At 57.9% G+C, this 25561-nt stretch carries 21 protein-coding genes; 15 read left to right on the plus strand and 6 right to left on the minus strand.

The genetic code is table 11. The annotated features are described in order from the left end of the window. The 5 genes from VGL70_13435 to recO form a co-directional block, all read right to left on the minus strand. Positions 1 to 1880 (minus strand): sigma 54-interacting transcriptional regulator (locus tag VGL70_13435; protein HEY3304527.1); only part of this gene is annotated, 1880 nt, incomplete at its 3' end. A 4-nt stretch (positions 1881 to 1884) separates the two neighbouring features. Then, on the minus strand, positions 1885 to 3102 hold the full coding sequence (locus tag VGL70_13440; GenBank protein HEY3304528.1) for a type II secretion system F family protein: 1218 nt from the start codon (positions 3100 to 3102) through the stop codon (positions 1885 to 1887). A 29-nt stretch (positions 3103 to 3131) separates the two neighbouring features. Next, positions 3132 to 4859, minus strand: coding sequence for a type IV-A pilus assembly ATPase PilB (pilB, locus tag VGL70_13445; protein ID HEY3304529.1), 1728 nt, complete (start codon positions 4857 to 4859; stop codon positions 3132 to 3134). 125 nt (positions 4860 to 4984) lie between these two features. After that, complete coding sequence (gene ppdK, locus VGL70_13450; protein HEY3304530.1) at positions 4985 to 7699, minus strand: pyruvate, phosphate dikinase; 2715 nt, start codon at positions 7697 to 7699, stop codon at positions 4985 to 4987. A 73-nt stretch (positions 7700 to 7772) separates the two neighbouring features. After that, the gene (gene recO / locus VGL70_13455; protein ID HEY3304531.1) at positions 7773 to 8543 is read right to left on the minus strand and encodes a DNA repair protein RecO; all 771 of its coding nucleotides are present in this window, start codon (positions 8541 to 8543) and stop codon (positions 7773 to 7775) included. Between the two features lie 151 nt (positions 8544 to 8694). Between recO and grpE the strand changes: the two genes are divergently transcribed. The 8 genes from grpE (at position 8695) to VGL70_13495 (ending at position 18762) form a co-directional block, all read left to right on the plus strand. Continuing rightward, complete coding sequence (grpE, locus tag VGL70_13460; protein ID HEY3304532.1) at positions 8695 to 9231, plus strand: nucleotide exchange factor GrpE; 537 nt, start codon at positions 8695 to 8697, stop codon at positions 9229 to 9231. Between the two features lie 87 nt (positions 9232 to 9318). Continuing rightward, positions 9319 to 11238, plus strand: coding sequence for a molecular chaperone DnaK (dnaK, locus tag VGL70_13465; GenBank protein ID HEY3304533.1), 1920 nt, complete (start codon positions 9319 to 9321; stop codon positions 11236 to 11238). A gap of 112 nt (positions 11239 to 11350) precedes the next feature. Further along, positions 11351 to 12466 (plus strand): molecular chaperone DnaJ, encoded by a 1116-nt coding sequence (gene dnaJ / locus VGL70_13470; GenBank protein ID HEY3304534.1) that lies wholly within the window; start codon positions 11351 to 11353, stop codon positions 12464 to 12466. Positions 12467 to 12588: 122 nt separating this feature from the next. Next, positions 12589 to 15078 carry an endopeptidase La gene (gene lon / locus VGL70_13475; protein HEY3304535.1) on the plus strand — a complete coding sequence of 830 codons (2490 nt, stop codon included), beginning with the start codon at positions 12589 to 12591 and terminating at the stop codon, positions 15076 to 15078. After that, positions 15079 to 16074: a thiamine-phosphate kinase gene (gene thiL, locus VGL70_13480; protein ID HEY3304536.1), complete on the plus strand. Its 996-nt coding sequence runs from the start codon at positions 15079 to 15081 to the stop codon at positions 16072 to 16074. A 60-nt stretch (positions 16075 to 16134) separates the two neighbouring features. Continuing rightward, complete coding sequence (gene larB, locus VGL70_13485) at positions 16135 to 16884, plus strand: nickel pincer cofactor biosynthesis protein LarB (protein ID HEY3304537.1); 750 nt, start codon at positions 16135 to 16137, stop codon at positions 16882 to 16884. 47 nt (positions 16885 to 16931) lie between these two features. Next, positions 16932 to 17357 carry an archease gene (locus VGL70_13490; protein ID HEY3304538.1) on the plus strand — a complete coding sequence of 142 codons (426 nt, stop codon included), beginning with the start codon at positions 16932 to 16934 and terminating at the stop codon, positions 17355 to 17357. A 4-nt stretch (positions 17358 to 17361) separates the two neighbouring features. After that, positions 17362 to 18762 carry an HD domain-containing protein gene (locus VGL70_13495; protein HEY3304539.1) on the plus strand — a complete coding sequence of 467 codons (1401 nt, stop codon included), beginning with the start codon at positions 17362 to 17364 and terminating at the stop codon, positions 18760 to 18762. Between the two features lie 25 nt (positions 18763 to 18787). Here the strand turns inward: VGL70_13495 and VGL70_13500 are convergent, their stop codons facing one another. Continuing rightward, positions 18788 to 19339: a hypothetical protein gene (locus VGL70_13500; protein ID HEY3304540.1), complete on the minus strand. Its 552-nt coding sequence runs from the start codon at positions 19337 to 19339 to the stop codon at positions 18788 to 18790. A 167-nt stretch (positions 19340 to 19506) separates the two neighbouring features. On the opposite strand from VGL70_13500, the gene VGL70_13505 reads away from it, so the two are divergent. From VGL70_13505 to VGL70_13535, 7 genes are all read left to right on the plus strand, one after another. Next, the gene (locus VGL70_13505) at positions 19507 to 20625 is read left to right on the plus strand and encodes an ethanolamine ammonia lyase-activating protein (GenBank protein HEY3304541.1); all 1119 of its coding nucleotides are present in this window, start codon (positions 19507 to 19509) and stop codon (positions 20623 to 20625) included. After that, a complete protein-coding gene (locus VGL70_13510) occupies positions 20622 to 21197 on the plus strand; it encodes a D-sedoheptulose 7-phosphate isomerase (GenBank protein ID HEY3304542.1) in 576 nt (191 codons plus the stop codon). Before VGL70_13505 ends, VGL70_13510 begins: the two co-directional genes overlap by 4 nt. Before the next feature lie 201 nt (positions 21198 to 21398). Continuing rightward, complete coding sequence (locus VGL70_13515; GenBank protein HEY3304543.1) at positions 21399 to 22574, plus strand: FAD-dependent oxidoreductase; 1176 nt, start codon at positions 21399 to 21401, stop codon at positions 22572 to 22574. Next, entirely contained in the window at positions 22556 to 23347 is a 792-nt protein-coding gene (locus VGL70_13520; protein HEY3304544.1) for an aldo/keto reductase, read from the plus strand. The genes VGL70_13515 and VGL70_13520 overlap by 19 nt, the downstream gene beginning before the upstream one ends. 127 nt (positions 23348 to 23474) lie before the next feature. After that, positions 23475 to 24263: an SAM-dependent chlorinase/fluorinase gene (locus tag VGL70_13525; protein ID HEY3304545.1), complete on the plus strand. Its 789-nt coding sequence runs from the start codon at positions 23475 to 23477 to the stop codon at positions 24261 to 24263. Positions 24264 to 24291: 28 nt separating this feature from the next. Then, a complete protein-coding gene (locus VGL70_13530; protein HEY3304546.1) occupies positions 24292 to 25275 on the plus strand; it encodes a site-2 protease family protein in 984 nt (327 codons plus the stop codon). After that, a partial coding sequence (locus tag VGL70_13535) for a dCMP deaminase family protein (GenBank protein ID HEY3304547.1) occupies positions 25202 to 25561 on the plus strand: 360 nt, incomplete at its 3' end. The genes VGL70_13530 and VGL70_13535, both read left to right, overlap by 74 nt.

Genomic DNA, 25561 nt, shown 5'->3' on the forward strand with positions numbered 1-25561 from the left:
AGGCACTTCTCGTGAGTCGCCAATTCTTCGTCCAGCGAAATAGCCCGACTAAAAAAGGTATCCGCTCCGCCTGGAGCTGTCTTTTCGAAGAGCTTGACCTCTTCGGAAATGGGAACCCCGCGAATGTAGTTGGGCAGGTCGTCTTCGGTGATAATATTCCTTCCGGTTACCGCCACCGAATGCTCAATGATGTTTTCCAGCTCACGAATGTTTCCCGGGTAGCTGTAGTTCATCAGTTCCATCAGGGCCTCGCTAGAAACTTCTTCGACCTTTTTGCCCTGGACTCGAGAAAATTTTTCGACAAAAAAGTGCACCAATGAAGGGATGTCTTCTTTTCGGTTGCGCAAAGGAGGAAGGGTCACCTGGACGACGTTTAGACGGTAAAACAAGTCCTCTCGAAAGCGTCCCTTTTCAACCTCCTGCCTGAGGTCTCGATTTGAGGCCGAGATTACACGGACATCAACCTTAATCTGCTTGCTTCCACCGACCGGAGCGAAAGCCTTCTCTTGCAGGACTCGGAGCAGCTTGACTTGAAGGTGAAGCGGCAACTCGCCGACTTCATCGAGGAAGATCGTCCCCCCGTCTGCCTGTTTGAAGAGACCCATATGATCCGAGACCGCTCCCGTAAATGCCCCGCGCACGTGGCCGAAAAGCTCGCTCTCTATGAGATTCTCGGGAATTGCCCCGCAGTTGACGGCTACAAAGGGTTTTTCCTTGCGCGGTCCGTTCGAATGTATCGCGCGAGCTACCAGCTCTTTACCCGTACCGCTGTCGCCCGCGATCAAGACATTGGTGGTTGTGGTTGCAACCTTCTTGACAAGGCGATAAATATTTTCCACTCCGCCCCCACGGCCAACGACACCGTCAAACTGAAAATTGCTTGAAGGCTCTTCGCTGACCTGGTCGCGTAAGTCGCGTTCCCTAGCCTTGCGTATTTCTTCTCCCAGGCGAACTTTTTCCTCCAGTTCTTTCCGCTTGGTGACATCCTCAAAAATGCAAACATAACCGATCGCCTGCTCGCTCGGATCATTCAGGGGCGCAAGCGTTGACTTTAGATAAATGTTGCCTTTCCGCGCATCGGTAAATGCAAATTCATCCACGACGATTCTCTTTGCCTCGGATACTGCTCCATCAAAGTTGTAAGTAAGACCGGGAAAAATATCCGTGAGCTTCTTTCCTTTTACCGTCCCCTCCTGCAACGAGGTAAGGGTCTGGGCTCGAGGATTGAAGAAATTGATGTGGCCTTTAATATCGGTAATGGCTATGCCGCTCCCGACTCCTTGAATCAAGGCGTCTTTTAGCGCCTCCAGATCGTGATAATCTTTCTGTTTCTCTTTGAGTAGTTGTTCGGCCTCAAACACTTTCCGCGCAAGTAGCCCGCTGAGATAGGCGATAACAAAAAAAGCCGGCACATTAAGCATCAGGTTGCCAAGCAGCGGCCCAGCCTCGCCGAAGCCACTATAGCGGCTCCACAGTAGGAGGGCGCTATAACAGAAACTTGAAAAACCAGCCGTGATAAAGGCGCCGCGAAAAAATAATAAAATGGCGCCATTGATGATTGCCAGGTTGTAAAGGAAGGCAAACGGGCTTTGGCTATCTCCGGTGATGAGGACGATTCCGGTAACCAGGAGAACGTCAAAATCGATCTGTACGTGAGCGAAGACAACCGCATTTTTAAGCCAGCGAAGAACGAGTGCGGAAGCTATAGAGATAACGTACGCCGCGATGAGGGGAATCTGCAGGTAGCGGAACATCCCCGGGTCGCCGCCTTTGAAGAGATGCAAAAGCGCGGCGGCCCCCAAGAAAAATGAGAGGACGACTACCCTGAGAAAGAGCAGCCACTTGATCTTTCTGATCAGCTCTTTTTTTTCTTCGTCCAATTGTTTAGACTAGAGAGCCCAGTTGGAAGATCGGGAGATACATCGATATCACCAATCCACCGATAATGACTCCCAGAACAACCATAATAATCGGCTCCATAAGCGCGGTAAGGTTGGCCACGGCGCTATCGACTTCTTCCTCGTAAAACTCGGCTACCTTCTTGAGCAACGAATCCAGCGATCCAGTATTCTCGCCGATAGCGACCATCTGGCAGACCATGGGTGGAAAGATTTTGCTTTCTGCCATTGGCTCAGCAATAGTCTTTCCCTGGCTGATACTGATACGGCATTTCATGACCGCCTGTTCGACAACCTTGTTGCCAGCCGTTTTGGCCGTAATCGCAAGGCCATCGAGGATAGGCACGCCGGAGCTGAGCAGAATAGACATATTCTGGGAAAACCGGGCAACTGCGACTTTACGCACAAGATCGCCGATGACGGGCAATCTAAGCAAAAACCCATCGATAACCAATCTGCCGTTGTCCGTTTTATAGTACATACGTATGGCGACGATGATAGCGACGACCAGCGCGACGATATATAAGAAGTAAGCACGAAACCAGTTGCTTACGTTGATCGTCATCTGCGTCGGCAGCGGCAGTGCCTTACCCGCACCGCCGTAAAGCTCGCCGAAGACAGGGATAACGTAGAGGAGCAGGATCGTCACCACCGCCGCGGCGACGACGACGATCGTGCACGGGTAGATCATCGCCCCTTTGACCTTTCGCCTGAGCTTGGTCGCCTTTTCGATAAAAAGGGCGATTCGGTTAAGAATCGTGTTCAGGACACCTCCCGCCTCACCGGCGGCGACCATGTTGACGTAAAGATCATCGAAAACTTTGGGATGCTTCTTCAGGGCTTCAGCTAAAGTCGAGCCGCCCTCGACGTCCTGCTTGATGGTCTTAATGGTATTCCTGAAAAGTTTGTTCTCCGTTTGTTGGCTCAGGATATCCAGACCCTGAACGATCGGCAGGCCCGCGTCGATCATCGTGGCGAACTGGCGGGTAAATATCATCACGTCGTGGTCCTTGATCTTCGCGCCCAAGCCCGGAATGGTGATCTCCCGGTCGAGCCCCTTCCCTTTCTCCCGAATCCGCGTCGGTACGGGTTGAATTCGCTGGCTTCTCAAACGCGACAGCACCGCCTGCTGATTCAGGGCGTCCATCTCGCCCTTCAGAGTCTTTCCCTGCGCCGTCTTTCCTTCCCAAACAAAAACTGGCATAAGTCCTCCGCTTAAAATTTTTTCGTCGCTCAAGTACCCAGAGCAAAAACCGAGCCGAACCCGCGATCGGAATCTGTTACCCGAACCGTCTCTTCTATGGTCGTAAGTCCGTCCCGAACTTTTTTGATAGCGCTTAATCTCAGCGTGCTCATTCCCAACTTCACTGCTTCCCGTTTGAGATCCGCGGCGGATACGCCGCGGAGAATTATTTCTTTGAGCGCGTCGTGCATCACCATCACTTCGTAAATCGCTATGCGTCCTTTATATCCGGTCTGGTTGCAGTTCGGACATCCCTGACCGCGAAAGGTCGGAAAGCCCGAGGCTACCTCTGCTGGATCGACACCGATATTGATGAGTATCTCCGCGCTGACTTCCACGGGCGTCTTGCAGCTGCCGCAAATCTTGCGCACCAACCTTTGCGCGACTATTAGATTGATGGAAGACGTAAGAAGAAACGACTCGACGCCCATATTGATCAAGCGATCCACGCTCGAGGGCGCGTCGTTCGTATGGAGGGTGCTCAGGACCAAGTGTCCGGTAAGGGCTGCCTTGACGGCGATTTGAGCCGTTTCAAGATCGCGGACTTCGCCGACCATAATGATGTCGGGGTCTTGGCGCAGAAAAGAACGAAGACAGCTTGCAAAATTTAGCCCGATTTCATCCCTAACCTGTACCTGATTCACGCCCATGATACTGTACTCGACCGGGTCTTCAGCGGTCGAGATATTCACATCAGCCTTGTTGAGCTCTGATAGGGCCGAGTACAGCGTGGTCGATTTCCCGCTCCCCGTCGGACCTGTGATGAGGATCATCCCGTAGGGTTTATAGATCGCCTCTTTAAAATCTTTTAAATTTTGCGTATCAAAACCGAGTTTCGCCATGTCCAGTTGCAGATTGGATTTGTCCAGCAACCTCATGACGATCTTCTCGCCAAAGAGCGTCGGGAGAACAGAAACACGGAGATCGAGCTCTTGCCCCTGACCCGATTTGAGCTTGATCCGGCCGTCTTGAGTCAACCGCCTCTCGGCGATATCCAGATTGGCCATGACTTTAATTCGCGAGATCATCGCGTTCTTCAATCTTTGCGGCGGAGTCATGATCTCTTGCAGCACTCCGTCCAACCGAAATCTTATACGGAAGACCTTCTCATAAGGCTCGAAGTGAATATCGCTGGCGCCGCGCTTTGATGCGTCAGCCAAAATGGCATTGACCAGCGTAACCACCGGAGCTTCCTGGGTCGCTTGCTGGAGTTCTTCGAGATTGATGTCCTCCTCGTCGCTAATGACCTCCATCTCGCGGTCGCCGAATCTCTTGAGCACTTCGTCATAGCTGGTGTTGCCGTACCGGCGTTGAAGAATGGTCCGGATTTCCGATGGTGAAGCGAGCACCGGTCTGACGCCGTAGCCGGTAATAAACTGAATTTCGTTGATAGCAATAAGATTCGTCGGGTCGGCGGTTGCTACGGTCAATGTGGAACCCAAAAGCTTCAGCGGTATGATCTGGTGCTTCTGGATGAGATCGGTGGGAACTAGATCGAAGATAGCTTGCGTTATATCAACGCTTTCGAGGGGGACCTTTTCGATGCCAAATTGTGCGGCGAGAAATTGGGTGAGGTTGTCTTCAGTCGTGAAACCAAGACGAACCAACTCCTGGATGACGTTTGAGCCGTTGTCTTGTTCTTTTTGCAGGGCCTGATTGAGTTGCTCCCGGGTGACCACGCCACCCCGAACCAATAACTCACCTAGGCGAGGTTCCATAAATTTACCAAGCGGTTCAGAGGGCGATTATCCTAGAAATGACCGTTATTGTCAATTTCCACCGCATGGCAACTTAACGGGTCGCGACGCCAAACTTTGAAACCGGACGGTTAGATTCAACGGAGCTATCGCTTCAAGGCAGCTTGAGCCGCCGCAAGCTTGGCAATGGGAACCCGAAACGCCGCACAACTGACGTAATCCAAGCCCACCTCATGACAAAAGGTGACAGACCTGGGATCGCCGCCGTGTTCGCCGCATATGCCGATCTCCAGCTTCTTCTTCACCTTCCGACCTTTTTCCACGCCGATGCGCATCAACTCGCCCACACCGCCCTGGTCGATGCTGACGAACGGATCTTCGGGATAGATCCCCTGCGCCACGTAACTGGGCAGGAACTTTCCTGCGTCATCGCGCGATAGCCCCAGGCAAGTTTGCGTCAAGTCGTTTGTTCCAAACGAGAAAAATTCCGCCTCGCGGGCAATCTCATCAGCAAAGAGACACGCTCGCGGCAACTCGATCATGGTGCCGACGAGGTAGCGGACCTTGACTCCATGAGTCTTCATAACCTCACGTGCGGCTTTCTCCACGATCTCACGCTGCAAGTGGAGCTCTTGACGGGTAGCAACCAAAGGAATCATGACTTCGGGGAAGGGATTTTTTCCTTCCCGTCGCAGTTCACAGGCGGCTTCGAAGATGGCCCTCGCTTGCATCTCGGTGATCTCTGGGTACGAGATGCCGAGCCGGCATCCTCGATGGCCCAACATGGGATTAAACTCGTGTAGACTTTCGACTTTGCTCTTCAACTCCTCGACCGGCACGCCGGTTGTCTCGGCCAACTCGATAATTTCTTCTTCGGTCTTGGGCAAGAATTCATGGAGCGGAGGATCGAGCGTTCTTATCGTCACCGGGCGCGCGCCCATGATGGCGAGAATGCCTTTGAAATCTTCCTTCTGCATCGGTAAGAGTTTCGCCAGTGCTTGCCGTCGGCCCGCCTGATCCTTTGCCAGAATCATTTCCTGAACTGCTCGAATCCGCTCGCCACCAAAAAACATATGTTCAGTGCGGCAAAGACCGATCCCTTCCGCTCCGAAGGCGACTGCAACGCGCGCCTGGTCCGGCTGGTCGGTATTTGTCCGAACGCCGATTTTTCGAACTGCGTCCGCCCATTTGATGAGCTTGGTAAACTGCTGATAAACGCGCGACTCTTTTGCGTCCAACGTCCCGGCGAGCAAAACCTGCAACACCTCGGACGGAAAGGTTTTGATCTCGCCCCGCATCACCTCCCCGGTCGTGCCGTCCACGGAGATCCAATCGCCTTCTTTCAAAACCGTATCCGCAACCCGCATCTCCCGCCGTCCATAGTCGACATGAATGGCCTCGCACCCTACCACGCACACCTTTCCCATCTGGCGAGCCACCAATGCCGCGTGCGAGGTCATGCCGCCGCGAGCGGTGAGAATTCCCTCGGCGGCGTCCATACCGCGGATATCGTCAGGGCTGGTCTCGACCCGGCAGAGGATCACCCGCTCGCCTCTTTTCTTCCATGCCTCGGCGTCCTCGGCATGAAAAACGACGCGGCCCGTGGCCGCGCCGGGTCCGGCGGGAAGCCCCTTGGCTAGGATACGTTTCTCGCGCCCTGCGTGTTCCTTGTCCGCCGGGTCGAAGATCGGACGCAGGAGCTGGTTCAACTGATCCGGCTCGATGCGTAGCAGCGCTTGCTCTTTGGAAATGGTTTTCTCATCCACCATATCGACCGCTATGCGCACCGCGGCAAAGCCGGTCCGCTTTCCGGTCCTGGTCTGGAGCATCCAGAGCTTGGCGTCCTCGATGGTGAATTCGATGTCCTGCATCTCCTTATAGTGCCGCTCCAGCAATTTGCACACGCGGTCAAGCTCTGCGTGGCTTTTCGGCATGACTTCCTTGAGCTCGGCGATGGGCCGCGGCGTGCGGATACCGGCCACAACGTCCTCCCCCTGGGCATTAACCAAGAACTCGCCGTAGAAACGTTTCTCACCCGTTGCGGGATCGCGCGTAAAGGCAACGCCCGTGGCGCAGGTCTCGCCCATGTTGCCGAAGACCATCGCCTGGACGCTGACCGCAGTGCCCCAATCGTGCGGGATGCGGTAAAGATCGCGATAGGCAATGGCGCGGTCGTTGTTCCACGAGCCGAAAACCGCTCCGATCGCGCCCCAGAGTTGCGCTTTGGGATCGTCGGGAAAATCTTGGCCGAGACGCTTTTTGATCTCCGCCTTATACTCGGCGACGAGTTGCTTGAGGTCGTCCGACGTCAGCTCGGTATCGAAGCGGACCCGGCGCGCTTCTTTTTTTCGCTCGAGGATGATTTCAAACGGATCGCGCTCTTTTTTGTCCGCCGGTTTGAGACCCATCACGACGTCGCCGTACATCTGCACGAAGCGGCGATAGGAATCGTAGGCAAAGCGGGGATTTTTCGTGCGCCGAACCAGACCCTGAACGGTTTCGTCGTTGAGACCCAGGTTCAAGACCGTGTCCATCATGCCCGGCATCGATTCCCGCGCGCCGGAGCGAACCGAAACGAGCAACGGATTGTCGCGATCGCCGAACTTTCTTCCCAGAATCCGCTCGACGCGGCCGAGCCCGCTGGCGATCTCATCGGCCAATCCCTTCGGATATTGCCGGCGATGATCGTAATAGTAAGTGCAAACCTCCGTGGTAATGGTAAAACCGGGCGGAACCGGAACTCCGATCCGCGTCATCTCATGCAACCCAGCTCCCTTGCCGCCCAGAAGCTCGCGCATGGCGGCCTTTCCCTCGGCTTTGCCGCCGCCAAAGAAGTAAACATATTTTTTTTTCTGTGCCATTTTTCCTCCGCCGTTAAACTCTCTCGATACGACTTATGACAGGTTTTTACAAGATAACCGTCGAAGCGCGGCCTTAGTCTGTCGAGAAGGCGTCAAGGAATGGAGCGGACTTAAGTTCCCTGCCGATTTGGTACTGAATGAAACGAAGCAAGGCCAGATGGCTCTCGCGCAATGCATGGCCAGAAACAGGAAATGAGTGAAGTGAAAGAGTCCCGTTGGTTTGCTGCAGTTGCCCCATGGCTCCGATCGTTTCCAGTGAAAGAGGGGAGATCTCTTTTCTGAACGCGGAACAGCCTTCGCATACGATGCCGCCGTCGCGCAGGCTGAAACCCCAGCGTTCCAGCATGCGGCCGCGCCAGCCTTTGCCGCAGCGCCGGCAACGCTCTAGCATCGGTTGATAACCCGCAAGCATCAGCAATTTGAGTTCGAAAGCGGCGATCAAGAGCGGCGAGGTCCCGTTTTCCTCTATGAAGTCGAGTCCGTTCCTGAGATGAGCGAAGAGCTCGCGGTTCGCGTCGCGCTCGCCGGAGAGCGCGTCGGTGATTTCCATGAGATAAGAGGCGTGCGCAATCTTCTCCAGGCTAGCGGTGAGATGTTTGAAAACCCGGATCAGCTCGCATCCATGAATGAAGGCCAGAGAGCTCGTCCGACTGTCCTGGAAGCGCAGGTTGACTAACGAGAACGGCTCCAGCGAATTGGCGAATCGCTTGCGCGAGCGCTTGGCGCCTTTGGCGATCCCGGTAATCTTTCCGTGAGATTCCGTCAGGAAGCAAACTATCTTGTCGGATTCCCCGTAAGACCAAGAGCGAAGGACTATGGCCGGGGTGATCGAAGCAATCGGCATGGTCGGATTTAAATAGAAATTACCACTTTTCCAGAAAACGCGCAAATTCTTTAAATATCATGGGTTTTTTAAAGACAGGCGCCTTGACAGCAGAGCAGCCTGTGATTAGATTTTGCTCCGATCAAGAAGTAAATAGAAACGGAAGCTCCGCATGGAAGAAGAAAAAGGCAAAGATTTTTTTTCGGGCGGCGGCGATTCGGAAGAGTGCGAGAAGCTGCGCCGGCAACTTGAAGACAAGGAACGCGAGGCCAAAGAAAATTATGACCGCCTTCTCCGCCAGGCCGCGGAGCTGGAAAATTATAAGAAGCGCGTGGCACGGGAAAAGGCCGAAGCGATCCGCTACGCGAACGAGAGTCTGGTCAAGGATCTGCTGCCGGTCCTGGATAACCTCGAGCGCGCGCTCGACTACGCCAAGGGAGGCGGAAACGGAAAGCCTCTGCTGGAAGGCATCGAAATGGTGCTCAAGAGCTTTCTGGAGGTTCTGGCCAAGCATGGAGTCAGTCAAGTATCGGCGATGGGCGGTGAGCCCTTTGACCCCAACAAGCATGAGGCGATCGCCCAGGTCGCGACCCAGGAACACGATCCCAACACGGTCGTCGAAGAGCACCACAAAGGCTACTATCTCCTCGACCGGCTGCTTCGACCCGCACAGGTGAGCGTGGCTAAGCCACCTGAAAATAAAGATTAAAAGAGAACCAAGAGGGTGCTTGCCAAGGGTTAGGATGATGATTAAATACAAACCATTCTTATATCGAAATTTTGAGGAGCACTGAACATGGCAAAAGTAATTGGAATTGATCTAGGGACGACCAACTCCTGTGTTGCAATCATGGAGGGGGGAGACCCCGTCGTAATAGCGAATTCCGAAGGCAGCCGCACGACGCCATCGGTCGTGGCCTTTTCCGAGAGCGGCGAGCGTCTCGTCGGCCAAATCGCGAGGCGTCAAGCCATCACTAATCCGGAAAACACGATCTTCGCCGTCAAGCGCTTGATCGGCCGTCGTTTCGACGATCCCCTGGTGCAAAAGGCGATGAAGGTTCTGCCCTACAAAATCGTGCGCGCGGATAACGGCGACGCCTGGGTGGAAATCCGGGGCAAGCGCTACAGCCCGGCCGAGATCTCCGCTTTTATTTTACAGAAGATGAAACAGACCGCCGAAGACTATCTCGGTGAAAAAGTCACCGAGGCGGTGATCACGGTTCCGGCTTACTTCAACGACAGCCAGCGGCAGGCGACCAAGGACGCGGGGCGCATCGCGGGCTTAAACGTCCTCAGAATCATCAATGAGCCGACGGCGGCATCGCTCGCCTACGGCCTCGACAAAAAGAAAGACGAGAAGATCGCCGTCTTCGATCTCGGCGGCGGCACGTTCGATATCTCCATTCTGGAACTGGGCGAAGGGGTTTTCGAGGTCAAATCGACCAATGGAGATACCTTTCTCGGCGGAGAAGATTTCGACCAGCGTGTGATGGACTACCTTGCCGACGAGTTTAAAAAAGATCAGGGCATCGATCTGCGCAAAGATCGCATGGCACTGCAGCGGTTGAAGGAAGCGGCGGAGAAGGCGAAGTGCGAGCTTTCCTCGTCGATGGAGACCGACATCAATCTGCCGTTCATCACCGCCGATCAGAACGGCCCCAAGCATCTCAACATGAAGTTGACGCGCTCCAAGCTCGAAGCGCTCTGCGCCGATCTGATCGACCGTACCGAGGGCCCGTGCCGTCAAGCGATCAAGGACGCCGGCTTGGGCGCGAGCGACATCAACGAGGTGATACTCGTGGGCGGCATGACGCGCATGCCGGCGGTCCAGGAGCGGGTCAAGAAGATTTTCGGCAAAGAGCCGCACAAGGGAGTCAATCCGGACGAAGTGGTGGCGGTGGGCGCGGCGGTCCAGGCGGCCGTCCTCAAGGGTGATGTGAAGGACGTCCTGCTGCTCGACGTGACGCCCCTTTCCCTCGGCATCGAGACGCTGGGAGGCGTTTTCACCAAGCTCATCGAGCGCAACACGACGATCCCGACCCGGAAGAGCCAGGTCTTTTCAACGGCGGCGGACAATCAGACGGCCGTCTCCATCCGCGTCTTTCAAGGCGAGCGGGAGATGGCGGCCGACAACAAGCTCCTCGGCCAGTTCGATCTCGTGGGTCTTCCGCCCGCGCCGCGTGGCGTGCCCCAGGTCGAAGTGACCTTCGACATCGACGCCAACGGCATCGTGCACGTCTCGGCGAAAGATCTCGGCACCGGCAAAGAACAATCGATCAAGATCACGGCGTCCAGCGGGCTTTCCGAGAACGAGATCAAGCAGATGGTGAAGGAGGCCGAGGCTCACGCCTCCGAGGACAAGAAACGAAAAGAGACCGCCGAGGCGCGCAATCAGCTCGACTCGCTGATCTACTCCACGGATAAGTCGCTCAAAGAACACGGCGGAGAGTTGGACCCGGCGGTCAGGGGAGAGATCGAGGCGGCGCTGGAAAAAGCCAAAAAGGCGGCGGAAAGCCAGGACGCCGAGACGCTCCGCGCCGCGGCGGAAGAGCTCAACCGCTCGTCGCATAAACTGGCTGAGGCGATGTACGCGAAGGCCTCCAAGCAGCAACAGTCTTCGGACGCTACGAACGACAAGCAGGGACCATCGACGGACGGCGAGGGTAAGAAAAAAGACGACGTTGTCGATGCGGACTTCGAGGAGGTCAAGGAGTAACTTCTCGGGAAGGAACCAAAACTCACCGCCGAATTCAGAAGCCCCTGGCCTCAGTCGTTGAGGAGAGGGGCTTTTTCGTTATATAAGTAGAAATCACTGCGCGAGGGACACGTTGAACGGCAAGAGAGATTATTACGAAGTTCTGGGCGTTGACCGAAATGCCGGCGAAGAAGAGGTCAAGAAAGCCTACCGGAAATTGGCCCTGAAGTACCACCCCGACCGCAATCCGGGAGACAAGCAGGCGGAAGAGAAGTTCAAGGAGCTGTCGGAGGCCTACCAGGTGCTGACGGATCCGGAGAAGCGCGCTCAGTACAATCAGTTCGGCCATGCTGCCTTCGGCAACGGCGGCCCATTTCAAGGGGCGGGCTTCGATTTTACCTCCGGCTTCGAGGACATTTTCGGCGATATCTTCGGCGAGTTCTTCGGCGCCGGGCCGAGCCGCCGGCGCGGCCGTTCTCGGGGCGACGATCTGCGCTACAATCTCGAAATCAGCTTCGAAGAGGCCGCCTTCGGGACCGAGAAAAAAATCAAGATTCCCCGGCACGGCGCTTGCGATGAGTGTCACGGCAGCGGCAGCAAGCCGGGAACTTCCGCCAAAACCTGCCCGACCTGCCACGGCCGCGGCCAGGTGAGTTTTCAGCAGGGATTTTTCACCGTCTCGCGCACCTGCAGCCAGTGCCATGGACAGGGAACGTTTATCGCCGACCCCTGCGCCGCTTGCAGCGGCGCGGGGCGGGTGCGGAAACTCCATACTTTAAGCGTCAAGATTCCGGCCGGCGTCGATAACGGCTCGCGACTAAAACTCAGAAACGAGGGAGAAACCGGCGCCGCGGGAGGCCCAGCCGGCGATCTCTACGTGGTGATCCAAGTTCAGCCGCATCCGCTCTTCGTTCGCGAAGGCTTGCACATTATCTGCGACATGCCCATCAGCTTCGTCCAGGCGGCCCTCGGCGCGGAAATCGATGTCCCGACGCTCGAAGGCAAAGTCAAGATGAAGATTCCTCCCGGCACGCAATCGGGAAAGGTCTTCCGGCTCAAAGGAAGGGGCGTCCGCGATGTCCACGGCTACCAACAGGGCGATCAACTCGTGCGGGCAACGGTAGAGACGCCCACCCATCTGACGGCCCGGCAAAAGGAGCTGCTCAAGGAGTTTGCCGCCCTCGGAGGAGAGGACATTCATCCGCTCTCGAAAGGCTTTTTTGAGAAAGTCAGGCAGATATTCGGGTAAGGTACGGCCGCGCGCTCCCCATCCGGGTTTACTTCCTTACCAGCCTCCTCGAAATGAATCTGGAGATTTCTATTGACGCCCGCGACAGGTGTGATTAACCTAAGCCAGAGGGTTTAAGAACAATGAGCGAAGCTCAATGGAACCTTGAGGGCCAGGAGAATAAAGAGGCGCAGGTCGAGATTCCCGAGGTGCTGCCGCTGCTCCCGATCCGCGACATCGTCATCTACCCCTACATGATGCTCCCGCTCTTCGTCGGCCGGGAGATGTCGATCCGCGCCGTCGAAGAGTCGCTCTCGCGCCAGCGCCTGATCTTTCTCGTCGCGCAAAAAAATTCGGCGGAAGACACTCCGACGCCCGACGACATCTACAAGGTCGGCACGGTCGCCTCGATCATGCGCATGCTGAAGCTCGCCGACGGCCGGGTGAAGATCCTGGTGCAGGGCCTAGCCAAGGGCGAAATCGAAAGCTACTTGAAGGAGCAGCCTTACTTCGAGACCAAGATCCGCAAAGTCGTGGAGACGGCCATTCAGGACGTTTCGATCGAGGTCGAGGCCTTGATGCGCAACGTCAAGGAAAAGATCGAGCAGATCCTGAACCTCAAGAACCTCCCGCCGGAGATCGTCATGGTCACCGACAACATCAGCGACGCCGGCGTGCTGGCGGACCTGGTGGCGTCGAATCTGCGCCTGAAGATCGAAGAGAGCCAGGGCATCCTCGAAATCTTCGATCCGGTCACGCGCTTGAAAAAGGTGAACGATTTACTCAGCCGCGAGCTTGAGCTCTCGACGGTCCAGGCGCGCATCCAGAACCAGGCCAAAGAAGAGATGAGCAAGACGCAGCGCGATTACTTCCTGCGCGAACAGTTGAAGCAAATTCAGCAGGAGCTCGGCGAAGGCGACGAGCGCGCCGAGGAGATGAAGGATCTCAAGAAGCAAATCGAAAAGGCCAAGATGCCGATCGAGGCCAAGCGCGAGGCGGAGAAGCAGCTCAAGCGGCTGGAGCAGATGCACCCGGAGTCGTCCGAGGCGTCGCTCGTCCGAACCTATCTCGACTGGCTGGTGGACATTCCCTGGAGCAAAAAAACCAAAGACAACTTGAATATCAAAAAAGCCCAGCAAGTTCTGAACGAGGACCACTACGACCTGGAAAAGGTCAAGGAAAGAATCCTCGAATACCTTGCCGTCAACAAGCTCCGGCGAAAGATCAAAGGCCCCATCCTTTGCTTCGTCGGACCGCCCGGCGTCGGCAAAACTTCCCTGGGGAAATCGATCGCCCGCTCTTTGGGGCGGAATTTCGTCCGCATCTCGCTCGGCGGCATCCGCGACGAGGCGGAGATCCGCGGCCACCGGCGCACTTACGTCGGCGCTTTGCCCGGAAGGATCATCCAGGGAATCAAACAGGCCGGCTCCAACAATCCGGTCTTTATTCTCGATGAGATCGACAAGGTCGGCACCGATTTTCGCGGCGACCCGTCGGCGGCGCTGCTGGAAGTGCTCGACCCCGAGCAGAATCATGCCTTCAGCGATCATTACCTGAACCTGGCGTTCGATCTCTCCAACGTTCTCTTCATCTGCACGGCCAATCTGCTCGATCCGATTCCGGCCGCTCTGGCCGATCGCATGGAAGTCATTCAACTGTCCGGCTACACCAGCGAAGAGAAGCTCGAGATCGCCCGCAGGTTCCTCGTCCCGAGACAATTGGAAAACAACGGAATCACGGTAAACTACTTGGAGATCTCGGACGACGCCGTGCTGCGTATCATCGCGCAATACACGAAAGAGGCCGGACTTCGGAACCTGGAGCGCGAGATCGCTTCGATATGCCGCAAGGTGGCGCGCAAAATTGCCGAAGGAAAAAAGGATTTGACGCGCGTTACGCGGGCCAATCTCCACCTCTTTCTCGGCCCGCCGAAGTTCATCCCCGAAGCCGAACAGGAGCAAAACGAGATCGGCGTCGCGACGGGGTTGGCTTGGACCAGCGCGGGCGGAGAAGTCCTTTACGTCGAAGCTTCGCTCTCCAAGGGCCGGGGTAACCTCACTTTGACCGGCCAGCTCGGGGAAGTGATGAAAGAGTCGGCCCACGCCGCCGTAAGTTACGCGCGCTCACATGCCAAGAAACTCGGCATCGAAGAAGATTTCTATCAGAAGCTCGATCTCCACATCCATGTGCCGGCCGGCGCCATTCCCAAAGACGGCCCCTCGGCGGGAATCACCATGGCGACGGCTCTCATCTCCGCGCTCACAAAGCGGCCGGTGAGCCGCTACGTGGCCATGACCGGGGAGATTACGCTCCGGGGAAGGATCCTTCCTATCGGCGGCCTCAAAGAGAAATGCCTGGCGGCGCTTCACGCCGGGATCAAAACCATCATCCTTCCGGAAAGAAACGAGAAAGATCTGGGAGAGATCCCCAAGCAGGTGCGGCGCAAGCTCACGCTGATTACCGCCAAGAACATGTCGGACGTGCTTAAGGCGAGCCTCCTCGACAAAGAGAGCCGGAAGGTCTCCGTGGCTTCAGACAGTCGCGTCAAAGCAGCCAAAAAGCGCCGGCCGAAAAGGAAAGACAAGTCGCTGGACAAGCTTCGCAGAGAACGGACCATTCCCCTTCGCGCCTAGATGAGACTCGATAAACTAGGGGAATTCGGCCTGATCGAAAGAATTCGTAAGGCCGCCCCCAGAGGCCGCGGCGTGCGCGCGGGCATCGGCGACGACGCGGCGTGGCTCGAGTGCCGGGGCCGGACGTTTCTGCTGACGACGGATCTGCTCGTCGAGGACGTTGACTTCAAACTTGAATGGAGCACGCTTTATTCCCTGGGCTACAAGACGCTTGCCGTTAACCTGAGCGATATCGCCGCCATGGGTGGAAGCCCCGCCTACTTAACCCTCTCTTTGGGGATACCGAGTGAGTTCACAGCCGAGGACGTGGACGAGTTTTATCGCGGCGTCAGGTTCCTGGCGCGCCGGAGCGGCGTCTCCTTGGTCGGCGGCGATATCAGCGCGGCGCGGCGCTTTTTCATCAGCGCCTCTTTGATCGGCCGATGTCCGGTAGCGCCGGTGTTGCGCAGCGGCGCCAGGCCCGGCGATGATCTATACGTCACCGGAACTCTCGGAGACTCGACCTTAGGACTGGAACTGCTCAAGAAAAAGAAGCGGCGCGCCGGACGAGGCGCGGCGGCCTACCTGATTCGGCGGCACCAATTTCCTAGGGCGCGGGTCCAAGCGGGCGCCGTGCTCGCGCGCCGGCGCTTGGCGCGGGCGATGATCGACGTGAGCGACGGTCTGCTGCAGGATTTGACTCATCTCTGCAAAGCCAGCGCCGTCGGCGCCGAGATACGGGAGAATTCCCTGCCTCTCTCGGCGGCGTATAAAGCGATGGCCGGACGAAAACGGGCCGTCCACGCGCTGGCGGGAGGAGAAGATTACGAGCTGCTTTTCAGCGCCAGGGCGCGGGACAGGGGCCGGTTGGAAAAAATCAAAAGCCGGCTCTGCGTGCCCATCGCACGGATCGGAAGATGTCTTCCCGCGGGCAAAGGCATCCGAGTGATCGACGGCCAGGGCAAACCCTCCTTTTTCCCTGTAAAAGGTTACGACCACTTTAAAAACCAACACTAATCTTCCTTCATTCCTCTTCGAGCCGTGAATTTGCACGCGAGAAATTTTAGGAAAAGCTAGATGGACGCCGAGCGGATGGTACGTCTCTTAGGAGAAGTGAGACGGGGGAAGGTCTCGATTCGCCGGGCGATCGATCGCCTGCGCCATCTGCCCTTTGAAGACCTGGGATTCGCCAAAGTCGACCATCACCGCTCGCTGAGACAAGGATTTCCCGAAGTGATCATGGGAGAAGGCAAGACCGCGGCCGAGATCGCCGCGATCGCGCGCGCGCTCAAACGGCGCGACGCCAACGTGCTGATCACCCGGCTCTCTCCCGAGAAGATGAGAAGTCTTAAAAAGCAGCTAAGGGGTTTCAGGTACGACGAGGGCGCGCGCGCCGCTACGTGTGTGATAAAAGCGATCCGCAAAACGGGACGCGGCACCGTGTTGGTCATCTCGGCCGGCACCTCGGATATTCCGGTGGCGGATGAGGCGGCGCTGACCTTGGAAATGACGGGCAACCGGGTCGAACGCCTCTACGACGTCGGTGTGGCCGGGCTCCATCGCCTGCTCGATTACCGCGACAAGCTGTTTTCCGCCTCCGTCCTCGTCGTCGTCGCTGGAATGGAGGGCGCGCTGCCGAGCGTCGTGGGCGGGCTCGTCGATAAGCCGGTCATCGCGGTGCCGACGAGCGTCGGCTACGGCGCCAGCTTCAACGGCCTCGCAGCCCTTCTCGGGATGCTCAATTCCTGCGCCGCGGGCGTCACGGTGGTGAACATCGATAACGGTTTTGGAGCGGGCTTTGCAGCCAGCCTGATCAATCGGGTATAAGGGCATTAAACCCGAGGGACTGAGCGACGGTCGAAGGCCCAGTGACTATGAGTGAGGAAAAAAAATATCGGACCATCAAGCGCTCGTCGGATCTGGCGGTCAAGATATTCGGCAAGAGCCAGGCCGAGCTCTTCGCCAACTCGGGCTTCGCCCTGTTCGATCTGTTGACCCACATCGACCGGGTCGAAGCCAGCGAGCAACTGACTCTGGAAGTCGAAGGCGCCGACCGCGACGACTTGATGGTCAACTGGATGCGCGAGCTGCTCTATCTCTATCAGGGGAGCGGCTACCTCCTTAAGGAATTCGTGGTCAAAGAAGTCAAGAACAACTACATCCGCGGCGAGGTAAGTGGGGAGAAATTCGACCCCGACCGGCACGAGATCCAGCGCGAGATCAGCGCCGTCGCTTCGCACCAGAGCCGGATAGAAAAGACCGGCGATCAGTGGACCGCCCAGGTCGTGTTGGAGCTCTAAAGCGATGGCCAGGCCGATCGACAGCGAATACGAAGGCGCCGCTCTGCTCGCCGATCCCATCCATCATTATATACAATTCACCGTTCCTCTAAGAAAAGGCGAGGTGACGGAGAAGCAGATTATCGACTCGCCGTGGGTGCAGCGGCTCCGCTACATCTACCAGCTTCAAAGCGCGCGCTGGGTCTATCCGACGGCGGAGCACAGCCGCTTTCAGCATTCGCTCGGCGCCATGCATCTCGCGGGCGAATTCGCCAAGCATCTTTACCCGTCGCTCAGCCAGGTGCTGGGCGATGAATGCCCCTCGGCGCCGCTCATCGAATCGTACATGCGCATCACCGGCTTGCTGCACGACGTCGGCCACGGCCCCTTCGGCCACTTCTTCGACGACAACTTCTTGGCCGACTTCAAAATCACGCACGAAGACATCGGCCAGGCGATCATCCAGGACCATCTGGGCGAGCTGATTCAGCAAATACGCCGGAGCCCGAGCGGGCCCTTCGCCCCAGGCGAGGAGCTTAAGCCGGAAGAGATTGCGTTTCCGATCAAGAAAAACGGCAAAGAAGACCACAAAAAGCCCAAGTGGGTCCGGCTGCTCCAGCCGCTCACCAGCGGCATCTTCACCTTCGACAATTTGGACTACGTCTCGCGCGACTCCTACATGTGTGGCGTCGCCGTCGGCCCGATCGATCGCGCCCGGCTCATGCACTACACTTTCTTCTCGCCCAAGGGGCTCACGCTGCACAAGGCCGGCAACGCGGCGCTGACGATGTTTTTGAACACGCGGCTTTATCTCTACACCAACGTCTATTACCACCGCACGACGCGCGGCATCGATCTCCACCTGCGCGAGATCTTCCCCGAGACGATGAAGCTCATTTTTCGCGGCAATCCGCTCGACCACATGGAGGATTATCTGCGCTTGACCGACTGGTCGCTGCTCGAAGAGGTGTCCCGCTGGCGGCGCGCGAAAGAGCACGAGGCGCTCGGGCGCGAATGGGGCAGGATCATCGATCGCGACATCAAATGGAAGATGGCCTACGACCGGACGCTATCGCTGAACGAGCTGCGCTATGGGATGGCTTTGATGCAGGACACCGACTGGGAAAAGCGGATCAGGGCCGCGCTGCCGGCGTCGGCCGCGGATCTCGTCTTTCGCGTCGACACGGCGACGCAGGACCCCCGGCCGGAGAACCCATTTGCGATGGGAAAAAAACAGATTCACATCTACGATCCCTCGACCGGAGAAATAACCAAAGAAACTTTATCGGAGCTTTTCGAGTTCATTCCTTCAAAGGTCGTTCAGTACCGAGTCTTCGCCCTCGATCACGAGAACGATCGCCTGCTCGCCGAGGTGGCCGAGGCGGCGCTGAAGGGCGCCGCGCCCGCGGTGACGACGAGCGTGTGATTTGTAGCACGAGTAAGGACGCTGCTCATCGAACCCCTTTCAGAGCTTCGAGACAAGCATCCAACAACTGCACGGGCTCCGATCCATAGACCAGCCGCGCGCGCGTCGCTTTCCGGCAGAAGGCGAGAATTTCTTTGATGTGGTCGGCGATGCCGCCGCTGCCTTCGAGAATGCCGATGACTTTGCCTTCGTCGTAGGCGATGGTGAACTCGTTCAAGGTGCCGGTGGCCCCGCCGAAGATGATCACGATGTCGGACGAGCGGATGTTGACGACGTTGCGGCCTTTGAAACCGAAGCCCGTGTAGAGAATGACCTCCGCGCCGTCCAGAGGTAGGCCGAAGCGCCGATGCTCTTCCATCGTCTCCGCGGGCGAGATGCCGACGGTCAGTCCGCCGTGCTTTCGCGCCGCGCGCGCGACCATGTCCGGCAGGCCGGTGGTCGCGCCGGTCACGAGGACACAGCCGCGATTCGCTACCGCAGCTCCTAATTGTTCCGCCAACCCTTCGAGGCGGGCTCTTTCTCCCTTCGGCAGCTCCCCGGCTGATGCTCCCATGACGCCGATCTTAAGCCTTTGCATTTCTTCCTCCCCGAAGATTGTAAAATACGCCGTATGAGAAGCGATGCCAAACCCGGCGTAACGGTTGATACGGAACAGCGGCCGCGCTCGCCGATCTCGCGCAAAGTGCTCCGCTTTACGGCTTTTAGAGCGTATGCTAGAACCATTTCATATTCGGAGGAATAATCGTGGCTAAAAGCGCGGAGAAAATTACGGCGAACGGGATCGGCGGCGGCAAATCGAGTTACGAGAAATGGGTGGAGGGCGAAGGGATTCCCATCATCAAGACCTTCTTCGTCGAGGACATCCGGACCGTCAAGTTGGAGCCCTGGGACCGGAAGGGCGCCGCCGGCGCGTTCCTCCAGATGGAAGGCGCCGGGCAGGTCAACAACTGCTACATTTGCGAGATTGCGCCGGGGAAAAGCTTAAAGCCGCAGCGGCAGTTGTTCGAGGAATCGATCTACGTCGTCAGCGGCCAGGGCGCCGCCACCGTGTGGAACGACGAGAAGAAAAAACAGACCTTCGAGTGGCAGACCGGCTCGCTCTTCTCGCCGCCGCTCAATACCTGGCACCAGCTCTTCAACGGCAGCGGCAGCGAGCCCGCGCGCTATCTCGCCGTCACCACCGCGCCGACGATGATCAATCTCTTGCACAACCTCGACTTCATCTTCCACAACGACTTCGCCTTCAAAGACCGCTTCGACGGCCGGGAAGAATATTTCAGCGGCAAGGGAACGCTGTACGGCGGAGAGTACGACGGCTTTAGGTTCGCCGGCAACGCCTGGGAAACCAATTTCGTGCCGGACGTGCGGGGCTTTAAGCTGCTCGAATACGACGTCCGCGGCGCCGGCGGGAGAAACATCAAGTTCGAGCTGTCCGAGAACACCACGGCGTGCCACATTTCCGAATTCCCGGTCGGAACTTACAAGAAAGCCCACCGCCACGGCCCCGGCGCCCACGTTATCATCCTCGGCGGAGAAGGCTATTCGCTGATCTGGCCCGAGGGCGAGCCGATCAAAAAATATCCCTGGCACGAGGGCAGCATGGTCGTGCCGCCCGATAGCTGGTGGCACCAGCATTTCAATACTGGAAAAAATCCCGCCCGATATCTCGCGCTCAGGTCGTTCGGCAGCAAGAAATACCGCGGCGCCGGCAAAAAATATAAGGGCACCGTGGACCGTAAGCTCGGCGGCGACCAGATCGAATACGACGACGAGGATCCGATCGTCAGGAAGTGGTTCGAAGAAGCGCTGGCAAAAAACGGACTCGTAAGCCGGATGGCGAGTTTTTACAACAAAAATAAATGAAAGAAGCGATCGTCAAAGCCTTCGAAGACAGCGTCCGGACGAAGAAGGCGTTCCTCAAGGACAACCTCGAGACGCTGCTGGCGGTCATCGAGCTGACCGCCGAGGCGTTTCTTCGCGGCAACAAGCTTTTGCTTTTCGGCAACGGCGGCAGCGCCGCCGACGCGCAGCACATCGCCGCCGAATTCGTCAACCGCTTCCGCATGGACCGCCCGCCGCTGCCCGCGCTCGCGCTCACCACCGATACGTCGGCGATCACCAGCATCGCCAACGACTTCGACTACAAAGAGATCTTCGCCAAGCAGGTAAAGGCGCTGGGCAAAGAAGGGGACGTGGCGCTCGCGATCTCCACCAGCGGCAACGCGGACAACGTGCTGGCGGCGATCGACGCCTGCAAGAAACTCAAGATCGTTACCGTGGGTCTCACCGGCGGCGACGCGGGAAAAATGGCCCGCAAGGTGGATTATCTCCTGTGCGCGTCGGAAGGAAAAAACACCGCGCGCATCCAGGAGACTCATATTCTCGTCGGCCACGTCATCTGCGAGATGGTCGACCTGCGTCTCTTCTCGGCCTGATCTCTTCGAGCGCGCCGGTTTCACCGCGATGCCGAGCGGCGCAAGGAGAGGGCCGCGGACGTCCGATAAGAGAGTCTCGACTCATGGTACTACCCTATCGGCCGTGGTTCGACCAAGCTCACCACTCTGAGCCAGTCGAAGAGCGGCCCGAAAAGTTGCGCGCCGAGGAATCGCATTCGCGGGAATCTCTAAGATCGCAACATGAAGCTCGATGTCCTCATTTTCGGCGGCGGCGCCGCCGGGCTCTGGTGCCTGGAGCGCTTCCGCGGCGCCGGCTACCACACGCTGCTCTTGGAATCGGCCGCGCTCGGCAAAGGCCAGACGATACAGGCGCAGGGCATTATTCACGGCGGCGGCAAGTACGCGCTCCGCGGCGTGCGCGATTTCGCCGCCGTCAGCGCCATGAAGGAGATGCCCGCGCGCTGGCGGCGGAGCCTCGCCGGAAAAATCGAGCCCGACCTACGCGGCGCGCGCGTGCTTGCCGAGCGCTGTCACCTCTGGCTGCCGCGCGGCTCGGTCCTCGCGCGCGTGCAGTCGTGGGGCTTCATGTCCGTGGTCGCGAAGGCGGGACTTTTATCGACGCCTCCGGAGGCGGTTCCGGAATCCGCCTGGCCCGAGGCGCTCCGCGGCTCGGCGCTCGCCGTCTATGCGTTGGCCGAGCCGGTGGTCGCCACCGGTTCGCTGCTCCAGTCACTGGCTTCGCGCCAGCAAAACTATATCCGCGCCTATGCCGGCGCCATAAGCTTTTCCGGTGGAGAAGTCCGGCTTTCCGATGCGGTTTTCAAGCCCCGTTACATCGTGCTCGCCGCGGGAGAAGGGAACGCCGATCTCCTGCGCCAAGCGGGAGTCGACGGCCGGCCCATTATGCAGCGCCGTCCGTTGACTATGATACTTTTGAGAGGAGCTTTGCCGCCGCTCTTCGGCCATTGCATCGTCGGCGGCAAGACCCAGCTCACGGTCACGACGCCCGGCGAGGGCCTGTGGCAAATCGGCGGAGAAGTCGCCGAGCGGCTGGCGCACGAACCGGACGATAACCTGGTGCGAATGAAAGCGCTGAGCGAGATACGGCGCCGGCTTCCGGGACTCGATCTTGCGGGCGCCGAAATCGCCAGTTACCGCGCCGTCCGTGCTGAAGCGCGAACCGCGGACAAGCGGCGCCCGAGCGGCGTCCACGTCGGACGCGTCGCGCCGCGGATCATCGTCGCCTGGCCGACCAAACTTTCGCTCGCGCCCGTATTGGCGGAAGAAGTTTTCGCCATGGCGACCGAGGAACTCAAGCAGCCGGGCGGCTACAACGAAGACGGGCTGCCGCCGTGGCCGACGCCCGCGGTAGCCCGTTACCCCTGGGAGGAGGCCGAATGGTTCCCCGTCCGCTAGGACGCACCGGGCTTGTCGTCAGCCCGATCGGACTCGGCACGACGAAGCTCGGCAGAAACACGGACGTCAAGTACCCTGAACTCTTCGCGCTGCCGACGGATGGAGCGGTGCGCGATCTACTGGAGACGGGCCTCGCGCTCGGGCTAAATCTAATCGACACGGCGCCGGCTTACGGTGAGAGCGAGCAGCGGCTCGGCGCGTTCGTCGAGAGTCACCGGAATCGCATCGTGCTCTGCACGAAATGCGGCGAGCAGTATAAAGACGGCGTTTCAACGTATGATTTTTCCGCAGGCGCGATCGTGGCTTCGACTGAAGAGAGCCTCCGACGCCTCCGCACCGACCACCTCGATATATTGCTGCTCCATTCCAACGGCCGGGACCTTGAAATACTAACTCAGACCGATGCGCTCGAAGGTCTCGGCCGGTTGAAAAAAACAGGTAAGGCGCGGGCTGTCGGCATCTCGGCCAAAACGGACGCGGGCATCTCACGCGCTTGCGAAACGCTCGATGTGGTCATGGCGCCGTTCAGCGAGAGAGAAACTTCATTGTCCGAAGCTCTCAAAAAAGCTCACGATCAGGGTCTCGGCGTCCTGGCGATTAAAGGACTCTACAGCGGTCATCTGGAAGCGCCGCGGGCCATCGAATTTGTCCTCAAGCAACCGTTCATCGATGCGTTGATTCTAGGCACGATCAATCAGGCACACCTCAAAGAAGCGGTGAGGGTTGCAGCGGCGTGCTTGAATCCAAAATCCAAAATCGAAAATCCAAAATGAAGGTAGACATCCGCCGCAGCCAGCCGCGCTACGACGCCTGCCCACTCAAACGTTGGCGCGATGTTCCCGCGAAGTAATCGACGGACTTTACGCTCGATACGATTTCCGTTAGATTGAAGCCTCCTTCATGGAGACGAAGCCAATAACACTCACGACCGATTTCGGTTACAAAGATCCTTTCGTCGGGATTATGAAGGGAGTCATTTTAGGCATCAATCCCAATGCCCGCATTGTCGATTTGAGCCACGGCATCGCGCCGCAGGATATCCGCGGCGCGGCGCTGGTATTGAAGCACTCCGCGCCGTTTTTTCCGCCCGGCACGATCCATGTCGCCGTCGTGGACCCGGGAGTCGGAACACAAAGGCGCGCGATTTTAATCGAGTCGGAAGGAAGATTCTTCATCGGGCCGGATAACGGCGTTCTCACCTTCGCCGTGCGCGAGAATACCGTCGGCACGATCATGGAGCTGGCGAACGAGAGTTATCATCTGAAACCCAAGAGCGCGACGTTTCACGGCAGAGACGTCTTCGCCCCGGTCGCGGCCCATCTTTCCTTGGGCGCGGCGGTTCATAAGTTGGGCAGTAAGCTTAAAACCTACACCCGGCTGGATTGGCCGGAGGTGATGAAAACCGAAGACGGGATCCAGGGCGAAATTATCTACATCGACAACTTCGGCAATTTGATCACCAACCTGAGCGAGCAGGATTTAAAATCGTTGCGGCGGAAAAAGCTCGCCGTCTCCCTGGCCGATGTAACGATCCACGGGCTTGCATCCAACTATGCCGGCGCCGAGAAAGGAGACTACGCGGCCCTGATCAACAGTTGGGGACTGCTGGAGATCTCATGCTTCAACGGCCGCGCCCATTTCCGCTCCGGCGCGGACATCGGTGACCCCGTCCATATTCGCGCCGTTTAACCCTAACAGCCTAACAACCGAACAGACTATGCGGAATCTATGGCTGCACATCACCTTATTCCTGGTGACGCTGGTTACGACGACAGCGGCCGGAGCGCTGCAAGCCGGAGCCGATTTCCTCTCCGATCCGCGCGAGATCGTCGCCGGACTTCCTTTTGCCCTCACGCTCATGTCCATCTTGCTGGTGCACGAGATGGGACACTATCTCACGTCGCGCTATTACGGCGTGAAGGCGACGCTGCCCTATTTTATCCCCGGACCCTCTTTTGTCGGGACATTCGGCGCGTTTATCAAGATGCAATCGCAAATGCCCGATCGGCGGTCTCTGTTCGACATCGGCGCGGCGGGGCCCGTGGCCGGTTTTGTTCTGGCGGTTCCCGCCGTGATCGTCGGCTTCCAGCTCTCGTCGGTTGTGCCGCAAGATTCACCGAGCAGCGGCTTGGTCCTGGGCTCGTCTCTTTTACTCAATTTTCTCAGCAAGATTACTCTAGGTATTCTTCCGGAGGAGGCGAATATTGTCCTGCACCCGGTGGGATCCGCCGGCTGGGTCGGATTGTTCGTGACGGCGATGAACTTGTTGCCTGCGGGTCAGCTCGACGGCGGCCACGTCACCTATGCTCTGTTTGGACGGAGGCATATCTGGGTGTCGCGCCTGACGGTGTTTGTGATTCTCACGTTGGGCGTTACGCGCTTGTGGGACGGCTGGTTGATCTGGGGGATCTTACTTCTGTTTTTGGGCGTCCGACATCCGCCGCCCCTCGATCCGGATACGCCGCTTGACCCGAAGAGAAAATTCATGGGATGGTTCCTGCTAGCGATTTTGGCCGTAACTTTCATTCCAGTGCCCATTTCGTTCCATGAACCGGAGCCGCGCGAGGAGCGCCGCGAGCCCGAAGCGCCCGAGACGCTTCAGAGAACGAGAGGAGGAGAGGTGTTCCATGAGCGAGCGACTGAGTTGGCACCAGTATTTCATGACGATCACGCGTCAGGTGGCGGAGCGCTCCACTTGTAACCGCGCCAAGGTGGGCGCCGTCATCGTCCGCGACAAGAATATTTTGGCCACCGGCTACAACGGCGCGCCGGCGGGCATGCCGCACTGCACGGAAGCCGGCTGCCTCATCTATCAGTCAAAAACGCCCAACGGCGATACCGAAGAGAATTGCTTCCGCACGATTCACGCCGAGATCAACGCGATCGCGCAGGCGGCGAAAAACGGCTCCAGCATCAAAGACGGCGCGATCTACATCACCCATACTCCCTGCATCCACTGCATCAAGGTGCTGGTCAACACCGGCATC

It is taken from the genome of Candidatus Binatia bacterium (assembly GCA_036504975.1).
In the GTDB taxonomy this organism is placed as follows: Bacteria; Desulfobacterota; Binatia; order UBA9968; family UBA9968; genus JAJPJQ01.